Source organism: Butyrivibrio sp. AE2032 (assembly GCF_000702965.1).
This window is the reverse complement of the sequence record NZ_JNLF01000003.1, coordinates 2,222,427-2,241,342: the sequence shown is the minus strand read 5'-3', so window position 1 is coordinate 2,241,342 and position 18,916 is coordinate 2,222,427. Positions and strand designations below refer to the sequence as shown.

At 45.1% G+C, this 18,916-nt stretch carries 15 protein-coding genes; all 15 read right to left on the bottom strand.

Translation table 11 applies throughout. The features are described 5' to 3' along the window. Window positions 1-26: 26 nt before the first annotated feature. Window positions 27-1,079 (bottom strand): ABC transporter substrate-binding protein, encoded by a 1,053-nt coding sequence (locus BO18_RS11830; RefSeq protein ID WP_034446409.1) that lies wholly within the window; start codon window positions 1,077-1,079, stop codon window positions 27-29. Beyond that, a complete protein-coding gene (locus BO18_RS11825) occupies window positions 1,079-2,128 on the bottom strand; it encodes an ABC transporter permease subunit (RefSeq protein WP_034446408.1) in 1,050 nt (349 codons plus the stop codon). Before BO18_RS11825 ends, BO18_RS11830 begins: the two co-directional genes overlap by 1 nt. Beyond that, window positions 2,129-3,226, bottom strand: a complete 1,098-nt coding sequence (locus BO18_RS11820; protein WP_034446407.1) for an ABC transporter permease — start codon at window positions 3,224-3,226, stop codon at window positions 2,129-2,131. 3 nt (window positions 3,227-3,229) lie between these two features. Beyond that, complete coding sequence (locus BO18_RS11815) at window positions 3,230-4,738, bottom strand: sugar ABC transporter ATP-binding protein (protein WP_034446406.1); 1,509 nt, start codon at window positions 4,736-4,738, stop codon at window positions 3,230-3,232. Window positions 4,739-4,982: 244 nt separating this feature from the next. Beyond that, window positions 4,983-5,975 carry an ABC transporter substrate-binding protein gene (locus BO18_RS11810; RefSeq protein WP_034446405.1) on the bottom strand — a complete coding sequence of 331 codons (993 nt, stop codon included), beginning with the start codon at window positions 5,973-5,975 and terminating at the stop codon, window positions 4,983-4,985. 138 nt (window positions 5,976-6,113) lie between these two features. Beyond that, entirely contained in the window at window positions 6,114-7,448 is a 1,335-nt protein-coding gene (locus BO18_RS11805; protein ID WP_034446403.1) for a sensor histidine kinase, read from the bottom strand. Then, window positions 7,445-8,650 carry a response regulator gene (locus tag BO18_RS11800; RefSeq protein ID WP_034446401.1) on the bottom strand — a complete coding sequence of 402 codons (1,206 nt, stop codon included), beginning with the start codon at window positions 8,648-8,650 and terminating at the stop codon, window positions 7,445-7,447. The genes BO18_RS11805 and BO18_RS11800 overlap by 4 nt, the downstream gene beginning before the upstream one ends. 16 nt (window positions 8,651-8,666) lie before the next feature. Then, entirely contained in the window at window positions 8,667-9,206 is a 540-nt protein-coding gene (locus tag BO18_RS11795) for a VanZ family protein (protein WP_051688681.1), read from the bottom strand. Further along, window positions 9,203-10,078 (bottom strand): HAD family hydrolase, encoded by an 876-nt coding sequence (locus BO18_RS11790; RefSeq protein WP_185752412.1) that lies wholly within the window; start codon window positions 10,076-10,078, stop codon window positions 9,203-9,205. Before BO18_RS11790 ends, BO18_RS11795 begins: the two co-directional genes overlap by 4 nt. A 708-nt stretch (window positions 10,079-10,786) precedes the next feature. After that, on the bottom strand, window positions 10,787-12,718 hold the full coding sequence (locus tag BO18_RS11785; RefSeq protein ID WP_051688680.1) for an alpha-amylase family glycosyl hydrolase: 1,932 nt from the start codon (window positions 12,716-12,718) through the stop codon (window positions 10,787-10,789). Further along, window positions 12,681-14,414, bottom strand: a complete 1,734-nt coding sequence (locus BO18_RS11780) for an ABC transporter ATP-binding protein (RefSeq protein WP_034446399.1) — start codon at window positions 14,412-14,414, stop codon at window positions 12,681-12,683. The genes BO18_RS11785 and BO18_RS11780 overlap by 38 nt, the downstream gene beginning before the upstream one ends. Before the next feature lie 55 nt (window positions 14,415-14,469). Then, window positions 14,470-15,927 carry an SH3 domain-containing protein gene (locus BO18_RS11775; protein WP_034446398.1) on the bottom strand — a complete coding sequence of 486 codons (1,458 nt, stop codon included), beginning with the start codon at window positions 15,925-15,927 and terminating at the stop codon, window positions 14,470-14,472. Between the two features lie 3 nt (window positions 15,928-15,930). Next, entirely contained in the window at window positions 15,931-17,208 is a 1,278-nt protein-coding gene (purD, locus tag BO18_RS11770) for a phosphoribosylamine--glycine ligase (RefSeq protein WP_034446396.1), read from the bottom strand. A gap of 18 nt (window positions 17,209-17,226) precedes the next feature. Then, entirely contained in the window at window positions 17,227-17,877 is a 651-nt protein-coding gene (gene purN, locus BO18_RS11765; RefSeq protein WP_034446395.1) for a phosphoribosylglycinamide formyltransferase, read from the bottom strand. After that, window positions 17,874-18,899, bottom strand: coding sequence for a phosphoribosylformylglycinamidine cyclo-ligase (gene purM, locus BO18_RS11760; RefSeq protein WP_034447308.1), 1,026 nt, complete (start codon window positions 18,897-18,899; stop codon window positions 17,874-17,876). The genes purN and purM overlap by 4 nt, the downstream gene beginning before the upstream one ends. Window positions 18,900-18,916: the final 17 nt, after the last annotated feature.

The following is an 18,916-nucleotide window of genomic DNA, read 5'->3' as shown; positions in this document are numbered from 1 at the left end:
CGCAATTTAGTCAACCAAAGGAATCCCTAATAATTCCTTTCTATCTTGTAGGTTTGTCCGTCAACCACCACTTCATCAACTCCGCTTACGGAACTGAACAAGTTTTCGTCTACATAGTTGAACTTCTCCGGAGTTTCTCCATTCCTTAGCTTTTCAATAAGGGCTTTAACTCTTGGTCCGTGAAGAGGATTGCATTCTGCGATGCAGGATATCTTGCCTTCCTTTGCGTACTCAAGAGCAGTCTTATTGACGCCATCAAAGGAAACAACCATGATCTCTCCCCTTTTAATGTTGGAGCCCACTTTCTTTCCTGCACTTTCTATTGCATCAATGGCACCGATGGCCATGTTATCGTTCTCGCAGTAGACCACGTTGATGTTATCAAAGCGCTTAAGAAGAGCCGCCATGACCTCTCTGCCCTTGGTCTCTGTAAAGTCTCCGCTTATCTCCGCCATCAGGTCCCATCCATTATCCCTGGCAGCATTGGCAAGACCTCTTGTTCTCCCGATCTGGGCAGTTGAACCCATGCTCCCCTGAATATTGACCATATGAAGGTCTGATGGTTCAACACCTATGCCTTCTGTATATGCCTTGATCCAGGAAGCCATCTTTTTTCCTTCAAGCTCAAAATCAGATCCGACCCAGCATGAATAGAGGTTTTTATCAGCTGCATTTACACGTCTGTCCACAAGGATCACCGGAATACCAGCTTCTCTGGCTTCTCCAAGGACTGTTTCCCATCCGTCCTCTGTGGAAGGAGCAAGAACTATGTAGTCGACCTCCTGCTGGATAAAGGTCCTAATGGCAGTAATCTGATTTGCCTGTTTTTGCTGTCCGTTCTTATAGATCAGGGAGTAACCCTCACTCTCGCTAAAAGCCTCAAGCATTGAATCAGTGTTCGCACTTCTCCAGTCTGATTCTGCCCCCAACTGAGAGAAGCCGACGGAAATAATATCGTCGGCTTTGGTTGTTTCTTCTGTATTATCTTTACCTTCCGTAGAAGGAGCGCTGCTCCCACACCCTGCCAGAATAACAAGGATAAGGAGCAGCGAAAAGATCATGTTTACTAATTTCTTCATTAAGCCTTTATCTCTTTCTTCTTCTGAGCCATTACTACGCTCTGAATGATAAGGAAGATGCACAGCATTGCTGCAATTGTGATACCTGTCCACCATGCTTCATCAAGTCCTGCAGAAGCAACGATGTTCTGGATGGTACTAAGGGAAAGAACTCCGAAGAGTGTTCCGATAAGGTTACCAACACCACCTGTCAGCATTGTTCCACCGATGATGGAGGAAGCAATGGCATTCATTTCCATACCCATAGCATGGCTTGCTGAGCCTGAACCAACATGAAGGAAATATACATATCCTCCGATGCCTGCAAGAGTCGAGCAGATAAGGTGTGAAAGGAACTTGGTCCTCTGAACGTTGATACCCATCATAAGGGCACTCTGCTTATTTCCACCTACTGCGTAGAAGCTTCTTCCAAGCTTGGTCCATCTGAGCACCACAAACAATAATACCACAAGAAGAAGAGCTACGATAACACCAATTTCAATATGTGCCGGTACATAAACACCCTTCTTGTTGTAGGAACCAAGGAAAGGAACATTAACACGAGTATCCTTAAGAGTTACAAACTCTGGATTGGCAACGTTGAAAGGTGCTGTGTTTACAATGGTAGTCATACCTCTTGCAAAGAACATTCCTGCAAGGGATACGATGAAAGGCTGGATATCAAGGTAGGCAACCAGGAATCCCTGAACAAGACCGAAGGCAATACCAATGCCTAAAGCTATAAGGATTGAGCCAAGGATTGAACCCGGTTTATCCGGATTTGCAGGGTTATCAAGGTATACAGCGCAGCTCATGGAAACCAGAGCAACAACACCACCTACAGAGATATCAATTCCACCGGAGATCATTACAATACTCATGCCACAGGCTGTGATGATAAGAGCCGCATTGGCATTGAGGATATTGAAAAAGGTCTGAGGCTTAGCAAAACCACCGCCCTGGAAAATGATAGCTCCAATGTACATCAGGAAAAAGATCACAATAGTGATGGTAAGCAGAAGGCTTGTATCATTCATCTTACTGAAGATACCTGTTTTCTTCTCTTTCATTTATGCTGCCTCCTTTCCTGCCGGAGTCAGCTTTTTTAAGTTCTTTGCGAACATCTCCATATATTCTCTTGCCTTAGGAGCTGAGAATACAACCAGGATGATAACTACAATAGCCTTATAGGCTGCAAGTGCATCTGAAGGCACATTGAACTTATAAAGTGTTGTTGTAAGGAACTGGATAACATATGCTCCGATGATAGAAGCCCACATATTGAACTTACCACCTGAAAGAGCATTTCCGCCAAGCGCTACAGCAAGGATGGCATCCATCTCAATATCTTTAGCGATAACTGAGTAGTTGATAGTTGAAAGACGGCTTACCTTGATAAGTGCTGCAACTGCTACGCAAAGACCAAGGATTACAAAGCTCAGGAACTTGATGAAGGTTGGGTTGATACCATTAAGTCTTGAAGAACTCTCATTGATACCAACTGCCTGAGTATAAAGTCCAAGGTTTGTAAACTTAAGAACAAGAGCGATTATGATGATGCAGATAACCACTATGAATACTGTAGTGGGAATCGGTATCCCGGGGATAAATCCTCCAAAGTAAGAGAACTTAGGATCCGGAACAATAGGAAGCTCATTGTTGTTGATCCATGCTGCTATGGATCTTCCTGCTGTAAACAGGATAAGTGTTGCGATCATAGGCTGGATCTTAAAGATTGAAACCAGCATACCGTTGAAGGCTCCGCAAAGCATTCCAACAACACATGCAACCAGGAAAGCAACTATGATAGGTGCCTGAATTGTCTCAGGTCTTGAGTTACCACCGCAAAGAACTCTAAGCATAGCAGATCCTGCGATAGCGATTGTTGCTCCTACTGAAATATCCTGTCCACCTGAAGCTGCTGTTACAAGAGTCATACCAATTGCAAGAATAGCCAGCTCTGAGCCGTAATCCAGGATTGTTATAAGGGCTCCGGAAAAAACCTTGTTGCCCATATTGTTAGTTACTACTGAAACTGTGAAAAAGCTTGGATCATTTACCAGGTTTATTACCGCCAACAGCACAAGAGCAAGAAGCGGTATAAAGAGCTGATTGGAAGTGAGTTTCTTAAAGAAGCTCCCAGCCGATTTATTATTTGAATTAGACATACCTTACTCTCCTCCTGCGATAGTTGCCATGATCTTATTCTGTGTAAGATCTTCCCCTGTAAGTTCCCCGACAACTTTTCTATCGCGCATTACTACTAATCTTGAACATGTACGAAGCATCTCGTCTGTCTCAGATGAGATGAAGGTCACGCTCATTCCCTCGGAAGCCAGCTCTAAAACAAGCTTCTGGATATCTACCTTGGTTCCTACGTCGATACCTCTTGTAGGCTCATCAAGGATAAGATACTCAGGATGCATCAGAAGCCATCTTGCAAGGATAACCTTCTGCTGATTACCACCGGAAAGTGACTTGATTGGTGTGTCTGCAGAAGCTGTCTTGATGCTGAGCTTCTTGATGTATTCATCTGCAAAGGCATTTGCTTTAGCCTTTGAGAATGGTTTGAAGAATCCTGTCATTACCTGAAGAGCAAGAATGATGTTATCTCTTACTGAAAGATCTCCGATGATACCATCAACCTTTCTGTCCTCCGGAAGGTAAGCAATACCATTCTTCATGGCATCTATAGGTTTATTGATCTTAACCTCTTTTCCATGAACCTTTACCTTACCGCCAAGGACACGGTCAGCTCCGAAGATAGCTCTTACGCACTCGCTTCGTCCTGAACCAAGAAGACCTGTGAAGCCGTTAACCTCACCCTTTTTGATGTGGAAATCAAAGGGCTTTATGCCTGCATCAGAAACAAGCTCTTTTGCCTCAAATACCACTTCCTGAGCGTCAGCTCCCTTGTAGCCGTCCTGCTCACCCTTTATGTCTGAAAGATCGTCCATTTCCTTACCAAGCATCTTGGCTACAAGCTGTACTCTTGGAAGATCCTTGATCTCATATTCACCGACCAGCTGTCCGTCTCTAAGAACAGTGATCTTATCACACACCTCATAAACCTGATCAAGGAAGTGTGTTACAAAGATGATACCTACTCCCATAGCCTTAAGGTCTCTCATAAGGCCAAAGAGCTTTTCAACCTCCTGCTCGTCCAGAGAGGATGTAGGCTCATCCAGAATAAGTACCTTACAGTCCATATCCACAGCTCTTGCTATGGCAACCATCTGCTGAACAGCGATGGAGCAGTTTGAAAGCTGCTGGGTAGCCTTCGCAGGAATATCCAGACGCTGAAGAAGCTTTTCTGCCTCTGCATTCATGGTCTTCCAGTTTGTAAAGGCTCCTTCTCCTCTTCCAATGAACATATTCTCAGCAACTGTGAGATTTGGACAAAGAGTAATTTCCTGATACACAGTGCTTATGCCATTCCTCTGAGCATCCTGAGGTGAATGGATCTGTACTTCACCCTTGCCCTCCAGTTCAATGGTTCCATTGTCCTTAGCATAAACACCAGTAAGAACTTTTATAAGCGTTGACTTTCCCGCGCCGTTCTCCCCCATGAGCGCATGGATCTCACCTTTATTAAGAGTGAAGTCCACATGCTGCAGAGCCTTGACACCGGGAAATGATTTATCGATGCCACGCATTTGTAAAACAACGTTTTCGTTCATCGTCTGTTCCCCATTCCTTTAAAAAAGACGCAGCAGACTAAGCCGCTGCGCCTCCTGATTGATCTATGTAGTCCGTGATATACGGATTGCTGCGCTGCTTTACAGCTCTCGCAATCCCACAGCCATTCGGAAATCGCCCCGCTCGTTCCTCGCGTGTCTTTTTTCCTCATGTCTGTTCGGTCTTCAAGGTCACAATGCGCTTTGTGCAAGCACAGCTCCTTGTGACTTTGAATCCCTATATCACTCAGATACCATAATTGTCTACATCATCCTGTGTGATTGTTGTAGCGTCGAAGCCCTTCTCATCCATGATGATTGTCTTCTGTGAAAGTGTCTCGCCTGCCTCAAGCTTCTTGATGATGTCATCGATGTAGCTTGACTGGAAAGGATTGCACTGTCCGTCGTAGTTCCAGTTCTGAGCAAGGAGCTCTTCAAGTGCCCACTTGTTGCAGTCAAATCCCATAACTACTACGTCCTTGCCAACACCGTGAGAGATACCAGCTGCATCAAGTGCTGCTACAGCACCCTTAGCCATATCGTCGTTCTCAGCGTAGATTACGTTGAAAGGTGTGCCAGCGTCGATAACAGACTGAACGATCTGCTGTGCCTTCTCTGCGTTCCACTCAGCTGTCTGCTGCTTAACGATGTTCCAGTTAGACTCTGCTGCAACCTTTGTATCAAGAGCGCCAGATCTTCCCTGCTGAGCAGCTGATCCCATAACACCCTGAATGTGGATTACGTTGTACTCTGAAAGGTTCTGTCCAGCGAGCCAATCAACAGCTGTCTGTCCTTCTTTAGCCATATCAGAAACGATAGAAGCCTCATAGAGTGAAGGATCTGCATCGATTGTACGGTCGAAAAGGATAACCTTTACGCCTGCTGCCTGTGCATCCTTAAGAACTGAATCCCAGCCTGCTGTGTCAGCTGCTGAAAGAAGGAGGTAATCAACCTCATCCTGGATAAAGTTCTGAGCGTACTGGATCTGCTCGTCGTTCTTCAAGCTGTAAGCAAAAGAAGCTTCGTAGCCGTTTGCCTCAGTGAACTTTGCCTTAAGGTCTGCATCGTTAGCTGTACGATAACCTGACTCGTTAGGATCATTGTTGATGATACCAACCTTGATCTTTCCGCCTGAAGCTGCAGGTGCTGAACCTGTAGATGCAGGAGCGCTGCTTCCGCATGCAACGAGACCAAGTGTCATTGCAGATGCCATAAGAACTGCCAATGCTTTCTTCATCATAACTTTCCTCCTAGAAAATAGATGTATTATTTGTAAGGACCATTCCTTACTGTCTATAATTCTAGAAGAAATCTATAAAAAAACCATAAAATAAACAATGAAAAGAAGTTGGTTTTTTTATTTAGTTTTAACTTTGTTTTATTTTTCTACGATTTTGGTTGAATTTTTCGGGAGATGGATGGTTATTGTACTTCCCTCGCCATAGACAGACTCTACCTTAAGGCCGTAATCATCACCATATTCAAGACGTATCCTCTCATTTACATTGTAGAGTCCGTAGATTTTTCCATCATCATTCCCACTGCCGGAGAGGCTGTCAGTAACTTCTTTAAGGCGCTCCTGGGTCATACCCATTCCGTCATCCTCAACGATAATGTAGTAATCGTCTTCATCCTCGTATCCGGAAACAGTTATCTTGCCCCCTCCTCGCCTGTTCTTTATACCGTGATAAAGAGCATTCTCAACCACAGGCTGTACAGTGATCTTGGGAATTCCATAAGTAAAAAGACTTTCCGGCACATCAATGCCATAACTTAAGATGTCCTGATATCTGATCTGCTGGATCTCAAGGTAGCTCCTTACGTGGGACAATTCTTCCCTTACGGTAACAGTCTCTTTTCCCTTGTTCAAAGAAGATCTGAAAAATTCTGAAAGAGAGCCTACCATCTTTACAACCTGCTTCTGGTTTCCTGCTTCCGCAGACCATACGATGGCATCCAAAGTATTATATAGAAAGTGAGGATTTATCTGAGCCTGAAGGAGTTCAAACTCAGCTTTTCTAAGGGCCTTCTGCTCCCTTGTAACCTGCTCCTCGATGGGTCTTGTGATCCACAGTGGTCCGACAAAGGATACTACACCGATAGCCACAAGGATAATGGCAAATATAGCCACAGAAATCTTGACGGTATCAAGGTAAAACTGCCTGTTCTGGGCCTGTGCGATCTGGATCTGCCGGTTTTCGTAGTAGATATACTCGTTGATGGTCTCCTGCAAAAGAGATGTCACTATCTGTACGTCATTCTCCCAGATGCGCATGTTTGCTTCATAACGGTCGTCATAGTTTAAGTTTTCCTGGATATTACTGATGTATCCTTCAAGGTTATTCAGGTACTTTTCGACACTTAGAAGTCTCTTTTTATTGTCCTGAGTGTCAGTGACATCCTTAAGAGAGTCAACAACGCCACGGGCATCGGATAGTAGTGTTGGGATATTGGAATTTTCAGGGGTAACATTGCCCACTATAAGAAGATAAGTCTCATAGTCGAAGTCGTTTTTGAAGTCCAGAGAGAACTCTGAAGCCACCACAACAGAGTTCAGCATCTCATTGTATCTGGCGCTGATCTGGTACAGATTGTAGAAGGCAAACACCATGAACACGATGTTTGGCAAAAGAAGCGCCAGATAAGATATACGGATCTGAGTGGCCAGACGGGATTTGTTTCTCTTTTTTCTCGCCCTCTCTTCGCCGCTCATGCCTCACCCTCCACAGGCTTGTATCCTCTGTACTGGGTAGTGGTGCAGCCTACCGTCTTTTTGAAAAGATATGAGAAATAATGTGGATCCTTATAGCCCACCATGAGACCTATCTCATTGCTCTTTTTAGAAGTTGTGACAAGGAGTTCCTTAGCCTTCTCAAGTCTGTAATCCGTAAGGAACTTTATGAAGGTCTGTCCTGTCTGCTGTCTGAAGATTGCGCTCAAATGGTTTGGTGAAAAGTTTACATGTGAAGCCACAGTGTTAAGGGAAAGCTCCTCATCACTGTAATGTTCGTCAATATAAGCAATAACTTCGTTTACAACATCCCTGTATTTTCCCTGGGAATTCTCTTTGCGAAGGGCGATAGCTCTTTTCAGGATGTTAACCAGATATTCATAGGCAGCCTTCTCATCAGAAACCATTCCTGATGGGGGAATCTCAGTCTCTGCCTCTGCCCTTGAAAGACACAATTCATTCTCAACAAAATCCACCACGCAAAAATAGATATCCATGGTGAGGTACTGACGGAGCATTGTGGACCTGATGGCATTCTTTCCCATTCCCTGAAGGAATTCATCGAGGAATGCTTCAACCTCGCTCTCATCCCTCATTCTAAGGAATTCCTTCACCCTCTTTTTATCAATATGCTTAGGATCCACCTCTGAGAGGACTTCCTCATTAACCTGAGAGTTCTCTTCCTCCTTAGAATTCCTGTCATAGGAGGTGGGAACATCAGAGAGCATTTCCACGGTCTGCTTTAAAAGCTCTGCTCTCTCCTTCATATCCTCCTGGTATTTTCTGGCAATCTCTTTTTCCCGGTTCCGCTCTTCAATACGCTCTGCTACCACCGAGATCTCTTTTAACAGATTCTCTCCACTTATAGGCTTGGAAAGATAAGAAGCCACACCGATCTTTATGGCTTCCTTGGCATATTCAAAATCCTCATAGCCTGTGAGAAGAATTATTTCCGTTGCTGGAAACTGAGCCTTGACCATGCGGCTCAAAGACAGTCCATCCATGAATGGCATCTTGATATCAGTGATCAAAATGTCGGGACGGAGCTTTTCAATCATGGAAAGCGCCATTTCGCCATCTCCAGCTTCTCCGCAGAAGTCGTATCCATGCGCATTCCAGTCAATATTATTCTTTATACCCTCGCGAACGACAAACTCGTCCTCCGCCAAAAACACCTTCAACATACCCCAAAACTACCTTTTACTCTTTTACTTTGCGATTGGACAATGGCCTGAAAATGGTCATCCTCCCGGTCCAACCAACTATCCTTGTAACTATAACACCCACCATTACTCCACAGCTATCTATTAGCACATCCTTGTTCTGTGGAGATCTGCCTGCGATAAAGGACTGATGATACTCGTCCAGAAAGGCATAGCAAATACAGAAAGTCCCTGCGGAAAAAACCAGCAACAATCCTCTTACCCCATATACATACAGAGGAAACGCCACAGTCACTGCCAGCAGGAAGTACTCTGTAAAATGTGCAGTCTTCCTAATATAGTGCTGCGACTTAAGGGACAGATTCTCAATATGTTTTATGCTCCATCCTCTGTCAAAGGTTTCATTTGCTATAGTCAGAACCTTGACTCCCACCTCATAGCTGAGCTGTGAGCTCTCATCTGCATCCTGACCGGAAAAGGCAAATATCAGGCACATCATGATAATTGCCGGCACAAAGCTCAGGGGCTTTAGCACAAATCTAAGTGTTTGCTTTATATATAATAAAAAATATTTCATAGTATCTTTCGTATATCACCATCCGATATTATCAGCAAATGATCATTTTCAATGGAGATATTGAGCTTTCCCAGATCCTTTTCAATCTTCTCCCCGCTATATCCGCAGGTATTAAGAAATATACCGTCAATTTCGCAATCAGCAGCAATTTTCATATCGCTTCCGATTTCGTTACCTATCATAACACATTTTTCCCTGACAAGGGCGTGTTTATCTATCAGCATTTCCATGAATTGTCTCTGGGGTTTCATGATCATTTTATCAGAAGAGATAAAGATATCATCAAAGTACTTCTCAAGCCCCAGTTCCTGTATTTCCTTCCAGGTAAAAGACCTCTGGGCATTGGAAAGGAGATACACCTTCTTACCACTGTCCCTGAGCGTTTGAAGAGTCTGTTCTGTTCCGGGATAAAGCTTCATCTTATCTGTCGAGGTCTCTCTGAAGAAGATACAGAGCTTTTCTATCTCCGGGGATGGCTCATCCATGGGGCCATCGTTGGGGGTAGAGGCTGGTATCCTTGGTGTCAGGGCTTCGGGGCCGCTTTGGGTTCGTCTCCTGTTTTTGCTGATGTTTATCCTGTTGCCGTTTCTGTCACTGGCACAGTCAATACCAGCCCCTTCAGCAAGAAGTCTGTCCCAAACCCAGGAAACGCGGATTTCCGGATGCTCCAAGTTAAGTTTAACCGAAAGCTTTCTCACTTCATCCTTATATATTTCCTTATAACGCTTTCGAAGATCAGAAGGCTTGTATCTCACCCCAAATTCTCTTTTAATATACCCTGCCACCTTCCGCCACAGTACTATGTTGTGCTCATCAGTATGAATGTCCACCAGGGTTCCGTAGAGGTCGAAGATGTAATTATCGTATTTCATAGTATTAATACCTTTGTTCAGTTTTTCAGGTTTATAAGCCAATCTGTAACTAAGCCCAGCCAGCTTCTCTTGCTGGATCCCACTTCAGGCTCTCCCCGTGTCGCTCCATCAAGGGCTTTCGCGGCATAAATCCTCGCCCCCTTATTCGATGAATCTAATGTCTTCCATCATAGCTCCCGGGTGCTCCGGTTTATTCCACGGTCCCTTGACTCCACTCCCGCGCCAAAGCTCTATGTAGGATAAGGATAGGTGTTTCCCGAGTGTTTTCTCATATTTCGATCACCTGGAATTTTGCTTACGTCTGGATTTTTGTTTTTGGATTATTGGACGTAGTGATTATCAGTAAGTTGATAAAAACCGGCAATTCCTTACGTCTTTTTCTAAGCTTTTGTAGTATGAGACGTAGCCATATCGATATTGCGTTAAGAAACAGGAATATACTACGTCTGTATATGAGTTTTTTCGATATCGGACGTAGCGTTTACGATATAGCGCTAAGTTTTTACACCAGGGGCGCTTCCAGGACTCCTCAGAAAATGAGAGCGGGGTCAAGGGACAGTACGCTGGGCGCTGCTCCTCAAGCGCCCGGGCAGCCCTTGACGCCGTGACAGATTAACAGCCTGTTGTCCCGGTCAGCAAGCTCGCTTGCTGGCCTTAGTGACCCCTTGGCGTTTATTCCGCCAAAACTGCTTCCTTTTTACAATTCAATCAATTCTCTGAATCCAAAACCACTACACCATATGGCGCTAAGTTAAGGCTGCCACCATCGAGCTGGCTCAAAGCCTCGGAGGTGTTCAGCTGATAAGTGAGGTGCAGATTCTGCATATCAGTAGCTGCGCTGATATCCACTGTCTTCTCTTCACCAGAAGTATTCACCAGAATCAAAAGTTCCAGAGGTCCAAATTTGCTTACAGCATTTGGCGCATCCGCTACAGCAGATTCTGCATTTTCCTTGGTGCTTTGCAGATACCCTTTAGCTGTCTCTTCATCTGTGTAGCGAAGGAAGGCGCATACATCCTTGTCTGACAGCTCTTCAAGGGTCTTTGTCTTTCCTCGGGCTATGACAGGATAAAGATTCCTGAGCTTGATTGCAGCCTTGCAGTAATTGTATATGGAGTATGGATCCTTAGCCTGTTCATCAAGGGCAGGGTATTTCATCTTAAAACTATCCATATCCTTCGGGCCCTTGCACATCACATCCTTAGCATCTTCCAGCCAAGTCAACGTTGCAGATACCCCCGGATCCGCTTCTGCTGTTTCTGATGCATCCAAGCTGCCAACACCTGCAGTCCAGTACATGGGTGCCCTTTTGTTCTCATCCTTGCCGGAGCCCTTCATTCCAAGCTCCTCACCGTAGTAGATGAATGCATTACCTGGCATAAGAAAATTCAGGGCTTGCGCCAGCTTAAGCTTATCTGCAGCGTTTTTCCCGGTGTAATAACCTGCACTTCTTGCCATGTCATGATTGGTGTAGAAGGGTGCATCTATAGCATCTGCGCTGACACCGGCAAGAAGCTCCTGGTTCTTTACCAAAGCCTCACCATATCTGGAAGCCGGAGTGGTTCCTCTGGCAACGCCAGCAATAATGCCTTCACTGCCGGCAAAGTCGAAATCAAAAAAGCTGTCAATTCCGCTTGCATAGTACTTTGAATATGTTGCTGAGCTGGTCCAGGCTTCTCCTACAAGATAGGAATCAGGGTTCTGACCCTTAACAGTGTCGTTAAGCCAGGTCATAAACTCAATATTTTTAGCATCCTCTCCGGTGTAATAAGATGTCGTAGCATCAAGCCTGAATCCATCCACACCGTGATCAATCCAGAACTGAGTTATCTTGGAAAGTTCATCACGAAGCGCTTCGCTATCCAGATTAAGATCAGGCATCCCAGACCAGAATCTGGCTTCGTAGAAATAATCTGTTCCTTCAAGCGGTTCATAGCCATCTAGCTTTTCTAGCGAATAAACATAGTAATCCAAATATGGGCACTCAGCCACAGCCGCTGTCCAGGCATCTGTATCTTCGGGCTGGAGCCCCGGGTGATCCTTAAGATATTCTGCCGCCTCTAAAAACCAGGGATGCTTATCTGAGGAATGATTAAACACCGTATCCACAATGACCCGGACGCCCCTGTCGTGGCAAGCAGTTACAAGCTCATCAAAATCCTCCAGGGTTCCATACTCAGGATCAATATCGCAATAATCCAAAACATCATACTTATGATAAGTAGTTGATGGCGCCACAGGCATAAGCCAGATCTCATTACAGCCAAGATCCGTATCCGTGGTATCATCTCCGTCATTGATGTAATCAAGCTTTTGTGTTACCCCGTCAAGATCACCAATTCCATCCCCATTGCTGTCAGCAAAGGAGTACACAAAGATCTCATAGGTAGTGCGGTACTTGTCATCCAGCACATTCAAGGGCAGTGAGCTTGCAGCACCCCAGGCAGAAGTGCTATTCTCAGACTCACTTGTCAAATCAATCGCTGTATCATCACTCACATTGATAGGCGCACCAGCCTTTCCGCAGCCCGTAAGTCCCAAAAGTGCAGCCAGACTAATAGCCCCCAGCATGCCAAATCTACCAGCCGAGCGTTTTCCCTTATTACACAGTTCCAAGCTGCATCCTGTAATATTTCTCATAAAGACCTCCCTGCTTAATAAGCTCCTTGTGAGTTCCACGTTCCTTGATACCATCACCATCCAAAACAATTATCTCGTCTGCCCCAAGAATTGTAGACAAACGGTGGGCAATGGTAATTGTAGTTCTTCCTACAGCAAGCTGATCCAGGCTCTCCTGAATATATCTCTCACTCTCATTATCCAGAGCACTTGTTGCCTCATCAAGTATCAGAATAGGCGGGTTCTTAAGGAACACTCTCGCTATAGCAATCCTTTGCTTCTGTCCGCCGGAAAGCCTTGCTCCGCGCTCTCCAACCTCTGTATCAAAGCCCTTTGGAAGGGCCTCAATAAATCCCAGAAGATCTGCATTTTTAGCAGCTTCCACAATCTCTTCCATGGTTGCATCAGGTCTTCCGTAGGCAATATTATCTTTTACCGTACCATTAAAAAGATATACATCCTGCTGAACGATACCGATGAAGGAGCGAAGGGATTTCTGGGTAACAGTCCTTATGTCCGTGCCGTCAATGAGCACCTGTCCCCCGGTAACATCGTAAAATCTTGGAAGCAGAGAACAAAGTGTTGTCTTTCCGCCGCCTGAAGGTCCCACAATAGCAACGCTTTTTCCAGCCTCCACATGCAGGTTTATATCCTTAAGCACAGTCTCCTCCTTTTCATAAGAAAAGGAAACATTCTTGTAATCAATTACACCGGTCACACCGGAAAGTTCTCCCGCATCAGGATCATCCACGATCTCAGGCATGGTCTCCATTACATCCATAAACCTCTCAAAGCCTGCAAGGCCCTTTTGAAGCTGCTCTGTAAACTCCACCAGCACATTGACCGGATTGATGAAAATGTTGATGTAAAGAGCATAGATAGCCAGATCAGTTGCTGAAAGCTGTCCCTTAGCAATAAAGAATCCACCTGCCACCAGAACAGTAACAAACATCAGCCCTTCAAAGAAATTGTTTCCTGAAAAGAAAAGTGCCATCTGACGGTAGTTGGCCTGCTTGGAATCAAGGAAGGCCAGATTAGATTTGCTGAACTTTTCTGCCTCTATATCCTCACCGGTAAAAGACTTCACAACTCTGATTCCGCCAAGGGTATCCTGAAGTGAGGAATTGATCCCGGCAATCTTCTTTCGATTGTCCGAGAATGTAGCTCTCATGCGCCTGTTCTGACTGATAGAAAAGACAGCCATACAAGCCACAACAGCAACCAGGCATAGTGTCATCGGAACATTTATCCGCATCAGCAGAATAAAAGAGCCAACAATCTTCACCACAGAAATAAATATATTTTCCGGACCGTGGTGAGCCAGCTCAGAAATATCAAAAAGATCTGACACCAGCTTGCTCATCATCTCACCGGTATTATGCGTGTCATAATAGGAAAAAGAAAAGGCCTCGAACCTGTCAAACAATTCTTTCCTCATACCGGATTCCATCCTGGCACCCATCATGTGGCCCTGATAGGTCACATAATATCTGCAAAGGAATCTCACCACATACATAAGGATCAGCAAAAGAGCTATCACCCCGAGCCTTGAAAGAATAACCTCCGGGCTTTCCAAAAACAGGGTTTCCCTGAGTATCCTTAAAAACTGCGGAAACGCCAGGTCAATAACCGAAAGGATCGATGCACAAAGGAGGTCCAAAAGAAATACTCCGATGTAGGGTTTGTAATATGGTATAAACTTTCGTATTAGCTTCATAAATCTCCCTTTTTAAAAATTGCCACCACTATAAACTAGTGGTGGCAAACAATTCTTATTTATCGTCATCAAGATCAAGGAACTCGAATTCAAAATCGTCCTCATCTCCAACGAAGTTTCTTGTCTTACGTCTTGGTGCTTCAGGAGCAGGAGCAGCAGCCTCTGAATTTCTGTAGGAAGATCTTCTTACAGGACGCTCTTCTCTTTCCTCTGCATCATCTCTTACTCTCTGTCTTGAAGGTCTCTCCTCAGGATTTCTCCTTGGAGCTCTCTCCTCATCATACTCAGCTCTGCGCTGTCTTACCGGCCTATCCTCAGATTCCTGATCTCTTCTTGATCTTACAGGTCTCTCAGCATCTCTTTCAGGTCTTACGGTTCTCTCCTCGGAAGCAGGTCTTCTTCTTGGACGCTCCTCTTCCTCTTCTTCCTCCTCATCACGAGCTCTTCTTCTGGATGACTGAGAATAGCGATCATACTCTTCCTCTTCTTCCTCATCCTCATAGTAGAGAGAATCACGAAGCTTAAGCGCCAGGAGAATAACTCCTACGATAAGAGCTGCAATAACGACTCCAAGAATAATAAGGACTGTTTTATAGTTATTGTTTGTCTTTACAAGCTTATTAACCTCATCGCTGCTCTTTGCTGCCTCGATAAGCTCGTTAACCTTTACTCTGTATCCTTCAACATTATCGTAGAGGTACCAGATTCCTGTACCCTCTTCGTCAGTGATATAAACGAGTGAATATGTGCCATCACCGGCTTCGCTGGTAACTGTGCTTCCGGCCTGAGACTGCTCCTGCTGCTGTTCCTCGCCGCCTTCCATAGCCTCGCCTTCGCCACCTTCTACTGCTTCGCCTTCTCCGCCTTCTCCGCCTTCTGCACCCTCGGTGTTCTCAGCAGGAGCTGCTTCATTTACCTGAAGAAGATCGCTTCTGATGAAGCCCTGTTTATCATTTCCAAAGCTAACCTGGTACCATGTCTTGTTATCTGTACCTGTGGCCTCACCTGTAATAGTTACTGTATCGCCCTTTGCAACCTTTCCAACTGCATCATAAGCTGTTCCTGCGCCCTGACGAACATTAACGTTGTCAAGTGTTGTTCCGGTTCTTGTCTCTGTTGCTGTAACAGTTGTAGCAGGAAGTGAAGCAGCTGCTGCATTAGCCTGTGTTGTGTTAGTTGTTGTAGTAGATGATGTTGATGAAGATCCACCAGACTTTGAAACAAGATCACTTCTTACATAACCGTATTCGCTCTTGTTTACGCGGATCTTGTACCATACATAACCTGAAGCATCTGTTGCCTCATCTACAATGTCAATCTTGTCACCGTTCTTAAGGCTTGATACCTGTGAAGCTGTTGTGCTTGCTGAAGATCTTACCTTAACATTATCTGAGGATACTGTTCCTGTAGTCTCAGTATAGGCAAATGCCTGTACTCCTGCAGAAATAAAGATTGCAGCGCTGACCACCATGGACAGTCCTATGGATAATAATCTCTTTCCTGTCTTTTTCATATTTTACTCCTCCGTTTCATCAATTGCCTTACCTATATCATGGCGCATGTACTTATTCTCAAAGTCAACCCACTCTGTGGCCTCGTATGCTTTAGCACGAGCTTCCTTCAAAGTGTCCCCTTTAGCTGTGATTCCCAACACTCTTCCACCATTTGTAACAATTCCCTCGGCTGTAGCCTTGGTTCCTGCATGGAAGCAATAGTAACCGTCCTTGCCCTTGAAGTTTTCAAGTCCCTTTATGAGCTTGCCCTTCTCGTAAGCAAGGGGATAGCCGTCGCTGGCAAGTACTACGCACACTGCTGCCTTATCCTCAAACTCAAGATCAAGGTCAGAGAGTGTACCATCTATACACGCCTCACAAACATCTATTATATCAGTTTTAAGTCTTGGAAGAACAACCTGTGCCTCAGGATCACCAAATCTTGCATTATACTCAAGAACCTTTGGTCCATCCTCAGTAAGCATCAGCCCAAAGAAGATAACTCCCTTGAACTGTCTGCCTTCCTTAGCCATAGCTTCCACAGTCCTGCCAAAGATCTTTTCACGACAGAACTTGTCAACTTCCTCTGTATAGAAAGGACTTGGTGAAAAGTTGCCCATTCCACCGGTGTTAAGTCCTGTGTCTCCATCTCCTGCTCTCTTGTGGTCCTGAGCTGAAGACATGAGCTTATAGGTCTTTCCGTCAACAAATGACAAGACAGATACTTCTCTTCCCGTCATGAACTCCTCGATGACCATGTGGTTACCTGCGTCACCGAATTTCTTATCCTCCATAATCTGCTTTACTCCGGCTTTCGCCTCCTCAAGATCCTGGCAGATAAGAACTCCCTTACCAAGGGCAAGTCCATCGGCCTTAAGTACGATAGGGAACTTCGCACCTTCAAGATATTCCAGTGCCTTTTTTGCATCATCAAAAGTCTCATAGGCAGCTGTAGGAATATCATACTTTTTCATAAGATCCTTTGAAAAAGCCTTAGAACCCTCAAGGATAGCTGCATTCTTCCTTGGGCCAAATACTCTAAGTCCCTCAGCTTCAAAAGCATCAACGATTCCGCCAACAAGCGGATCATCCATTCCGATAATTGTAAGATCGATAGCTTTTTCTTTTGCAAAAGAAACAAGCTTATCAAACTCCATTGGCGTTATAGGCACGCACTCGGCAAGCTCCGCAATTCCACCATTTCCAGGTGCACAATAGATCTTGTCTACACGACTGCTTCTGGACACTGCCTCAGCAATTGCGTGTTCACGGCCTCCTCCACCAACAATCAATACTTTCATTTTCATTCCCCTTAACTTTTATAAGCTATCTACAATGTTCTGATCGTAGTCTTCAATAACAACCTTATTACCCTCAACTTTGACCTTGTTGTTAGCAAGAAGGTCAATAGCCATGGGCATTATCTTCCACTCAGCCTGCTCCATGATGCGCCTCTGAAGGGTCTTTGCAGTATCATCATCTCTGACCATTACAGGCTTCTGAAGTATTATAGGTCCCGTATCCGTCCCCTCATCCACAAAATGAACTGTGGCTCCGGACACTCTCGCGCCCCTCTCAAGAACCTTCTCATGAACCTTAAGACCATAGAACCCGGTTCCGCAAAAAGAAGGAATAAGGGAGGGATGAATGTTTATGATCCTGCCCTCGAAGGCCCTTACAACTTCCTTTGGTATAACCACAAGGCAGCCTGCAAGAACGATCAGATCCGGATCAGCATCCTTAAGGATCTGTAAAAGAGCTTCATTAAACTCCTGTCTGTTTTCGAATTCCTTTGGGCTCTTCACCACATAGGGAATCCCTGCCTTTTTGGCCCTCTCTATGGCATAGGCCTTTGGATTATTACTGTATACCAGGCAGATCTCAGTATTAGTGATCCTGCCCTCATTTATACTATCGATAATTGCCTGAAGGTTTGTTCCGCCTCCTGACACAAGAACTGCGATTCTCATACAAGTTCAACACCCTTTTCGCCTGCCTCGACGCTTCCTACTACCCACGCCTTGTCTCCTGCAGCTTCAATAGCCTTAAGAGTAGCGTCAACATCAGCCTTATCAACAGCAAGGACCATTCCAAGGCCCATGTTATAGGTGTTGTACATCATCTTCTCCTCAATTCCCCCCTTCTTCTGCATGAGAGTGAAGATAGGAGGAATATCATAGCTGTCTTTCTTAACAACAGCCTTTATTCCATCAGGAAGCATTCTTGGGATATTCTCGTAAAATCCGCCGCCTGTAATATGGCTGCAGCCCTTTACCTTAACTCCCGCATTCTTGATGGACTTCATCATCTTTACATAAATCCTGGTTGGTGTTAAAAGACACTCTCCAAGAGTCATTCCCAGCTCATCATAGTAGGTCTCAAGGCTCTCCTTAGTCATGTCGAAAACCTTGCGGACCAGTGAAAATCCGTTGCTGTGTACTCCGGTTGAAGCTACACCGATAAGTACATCTCCGGCCTTTATATTGCTGCCGTCTATCATATCCTTGCGATCAACGACACCTACTGTAAATCCGGCAACATCATACTCATCTTCAGGCATAAGTCCCGGATGCTCAGCTGTCTCACCGCCAATAAGAGCACAGTCAGACTGCTTACACCCCTCGGCAACACCCTTTACGATAGCTGCTATCTTCTCAGGGATATTTCTTCCGCAGGCAATGTAGTCTAAAAAGAAAAGTGGCTCTCCACCTGCACAGGCCACATCATTTACGCACATGGCAACTGCATCGATTCCTATAGTGTCGTGCTTATCCAAAAGGAATGCCAGTTTAATCTTGGTTCCTACGCCATCAGTTCCGGATAAAAGAACCGGATCCTCCATGTCCTTTATACCCTTCATTGAAAAGGCTCCCGAGAATCCACCAAGACCACCCAAAACCTCAGGTCTCATGGTCTCCTTAACATAGCCTTTGATCAGTTCTACCGACTTGTACCCAGCCTCGATATCGACGCCGGCTGTTCTGTAATCCAGTGCCATACGCTCTCCTT

Coding starts and splice junctions, on each gene's coding strand:
- BO18_RS11800 (WP_034446401.1), bottom strand. CDS start 8,650: ATGTTGAAGGTGTTTTTGGCGGAGGACGAGTTTGTCGTTCGCGAGGGT.
- BO18_RS11780 (WP_034446399.1), bottom strand. CDS start 14,414: ATGAAGCTAATACGAAAGTTTATACCATATTACAAACCCTACATCGGA.
- BO18_RS11825 (WP_034446408.1), bottom strand. CDS start 2,128: ATGAAAGAGAAGAAAACAGGTATCTTCAGTAAGATGAATGATACAAGC.
- BO18_RS11805 (WP_034446403.1), bottom strand. CDS start 7,448: ATGAGCGGCGAAGAGAGGGCGAGAAAAAAGAGAAACAAATCCCGTCTG.
- BO18_RS11775 (WP_034446398.1), bottom strand. CDS start 15,927: ATGAAAAAGACAGGAAAGAGATTATTATCCATAGGACTGTCCATGGTG.
- BO18_RS11795 (WP_051688681.1), bottom strand. CDS start 9,206: ATGAAATATTTTTTATTATATATAAAGCAAACACTTAGATTTGTGCTA.
- BO18_RS11790 (WP_185752412.1), bottom strand. CDS start 10,078: ATGAAATACGATAATTACATCTTCGACCTCTACGGAACCCTGGTGGAC.
- purN (WP_034446395.1), bottom strand. CDS start 17,877: ATGAGAATCGCAGTTCTTGTGTCAGGAGGCGGAACAAACCTTCAGGCA.
- BO18_RS11815 (WP_034446406.1), bottom strand. CDS start 4,738: ATGAACGAAAACGTTGTTTTACAAATGCGTGGCATCGATAAATCATTT.
- BO18_RS11820 (WP_034446407.1), bottom strand. CDS start 3,226: ATGTCTAATTCAAATAATAAATCGGCTGGGAGCTTCTTTAAGAAACTC.
- BO18_RS11830 (WP_034446409.1), bottom strand. CDS start 1,079: ATGAAGAAATTAGTAAACATGATCTTTTCGCTGCTCCTTATCCTTGTT.
- BO18_RS11785 (WP_051688680.1), bottom strand. CDS start 12,718: ATGAGAAATATTACAGGATGCAGCTTGGAACTGTGTAATAAGGGAAAA.
- BO18_RS11810 (WP_034446405.1), bottom strand. CDS start 5,975: ATGATGAAGAAAGCATTGGCAGTTCTTATGGCATCTGCAATGACACTT.
- purD (WP_034446396.1), bottom strand. CDS start 17,208: ATGAAAGTATTGATTGTTGGTGGAGGAGGCCGTGAACACGCAATTGCT.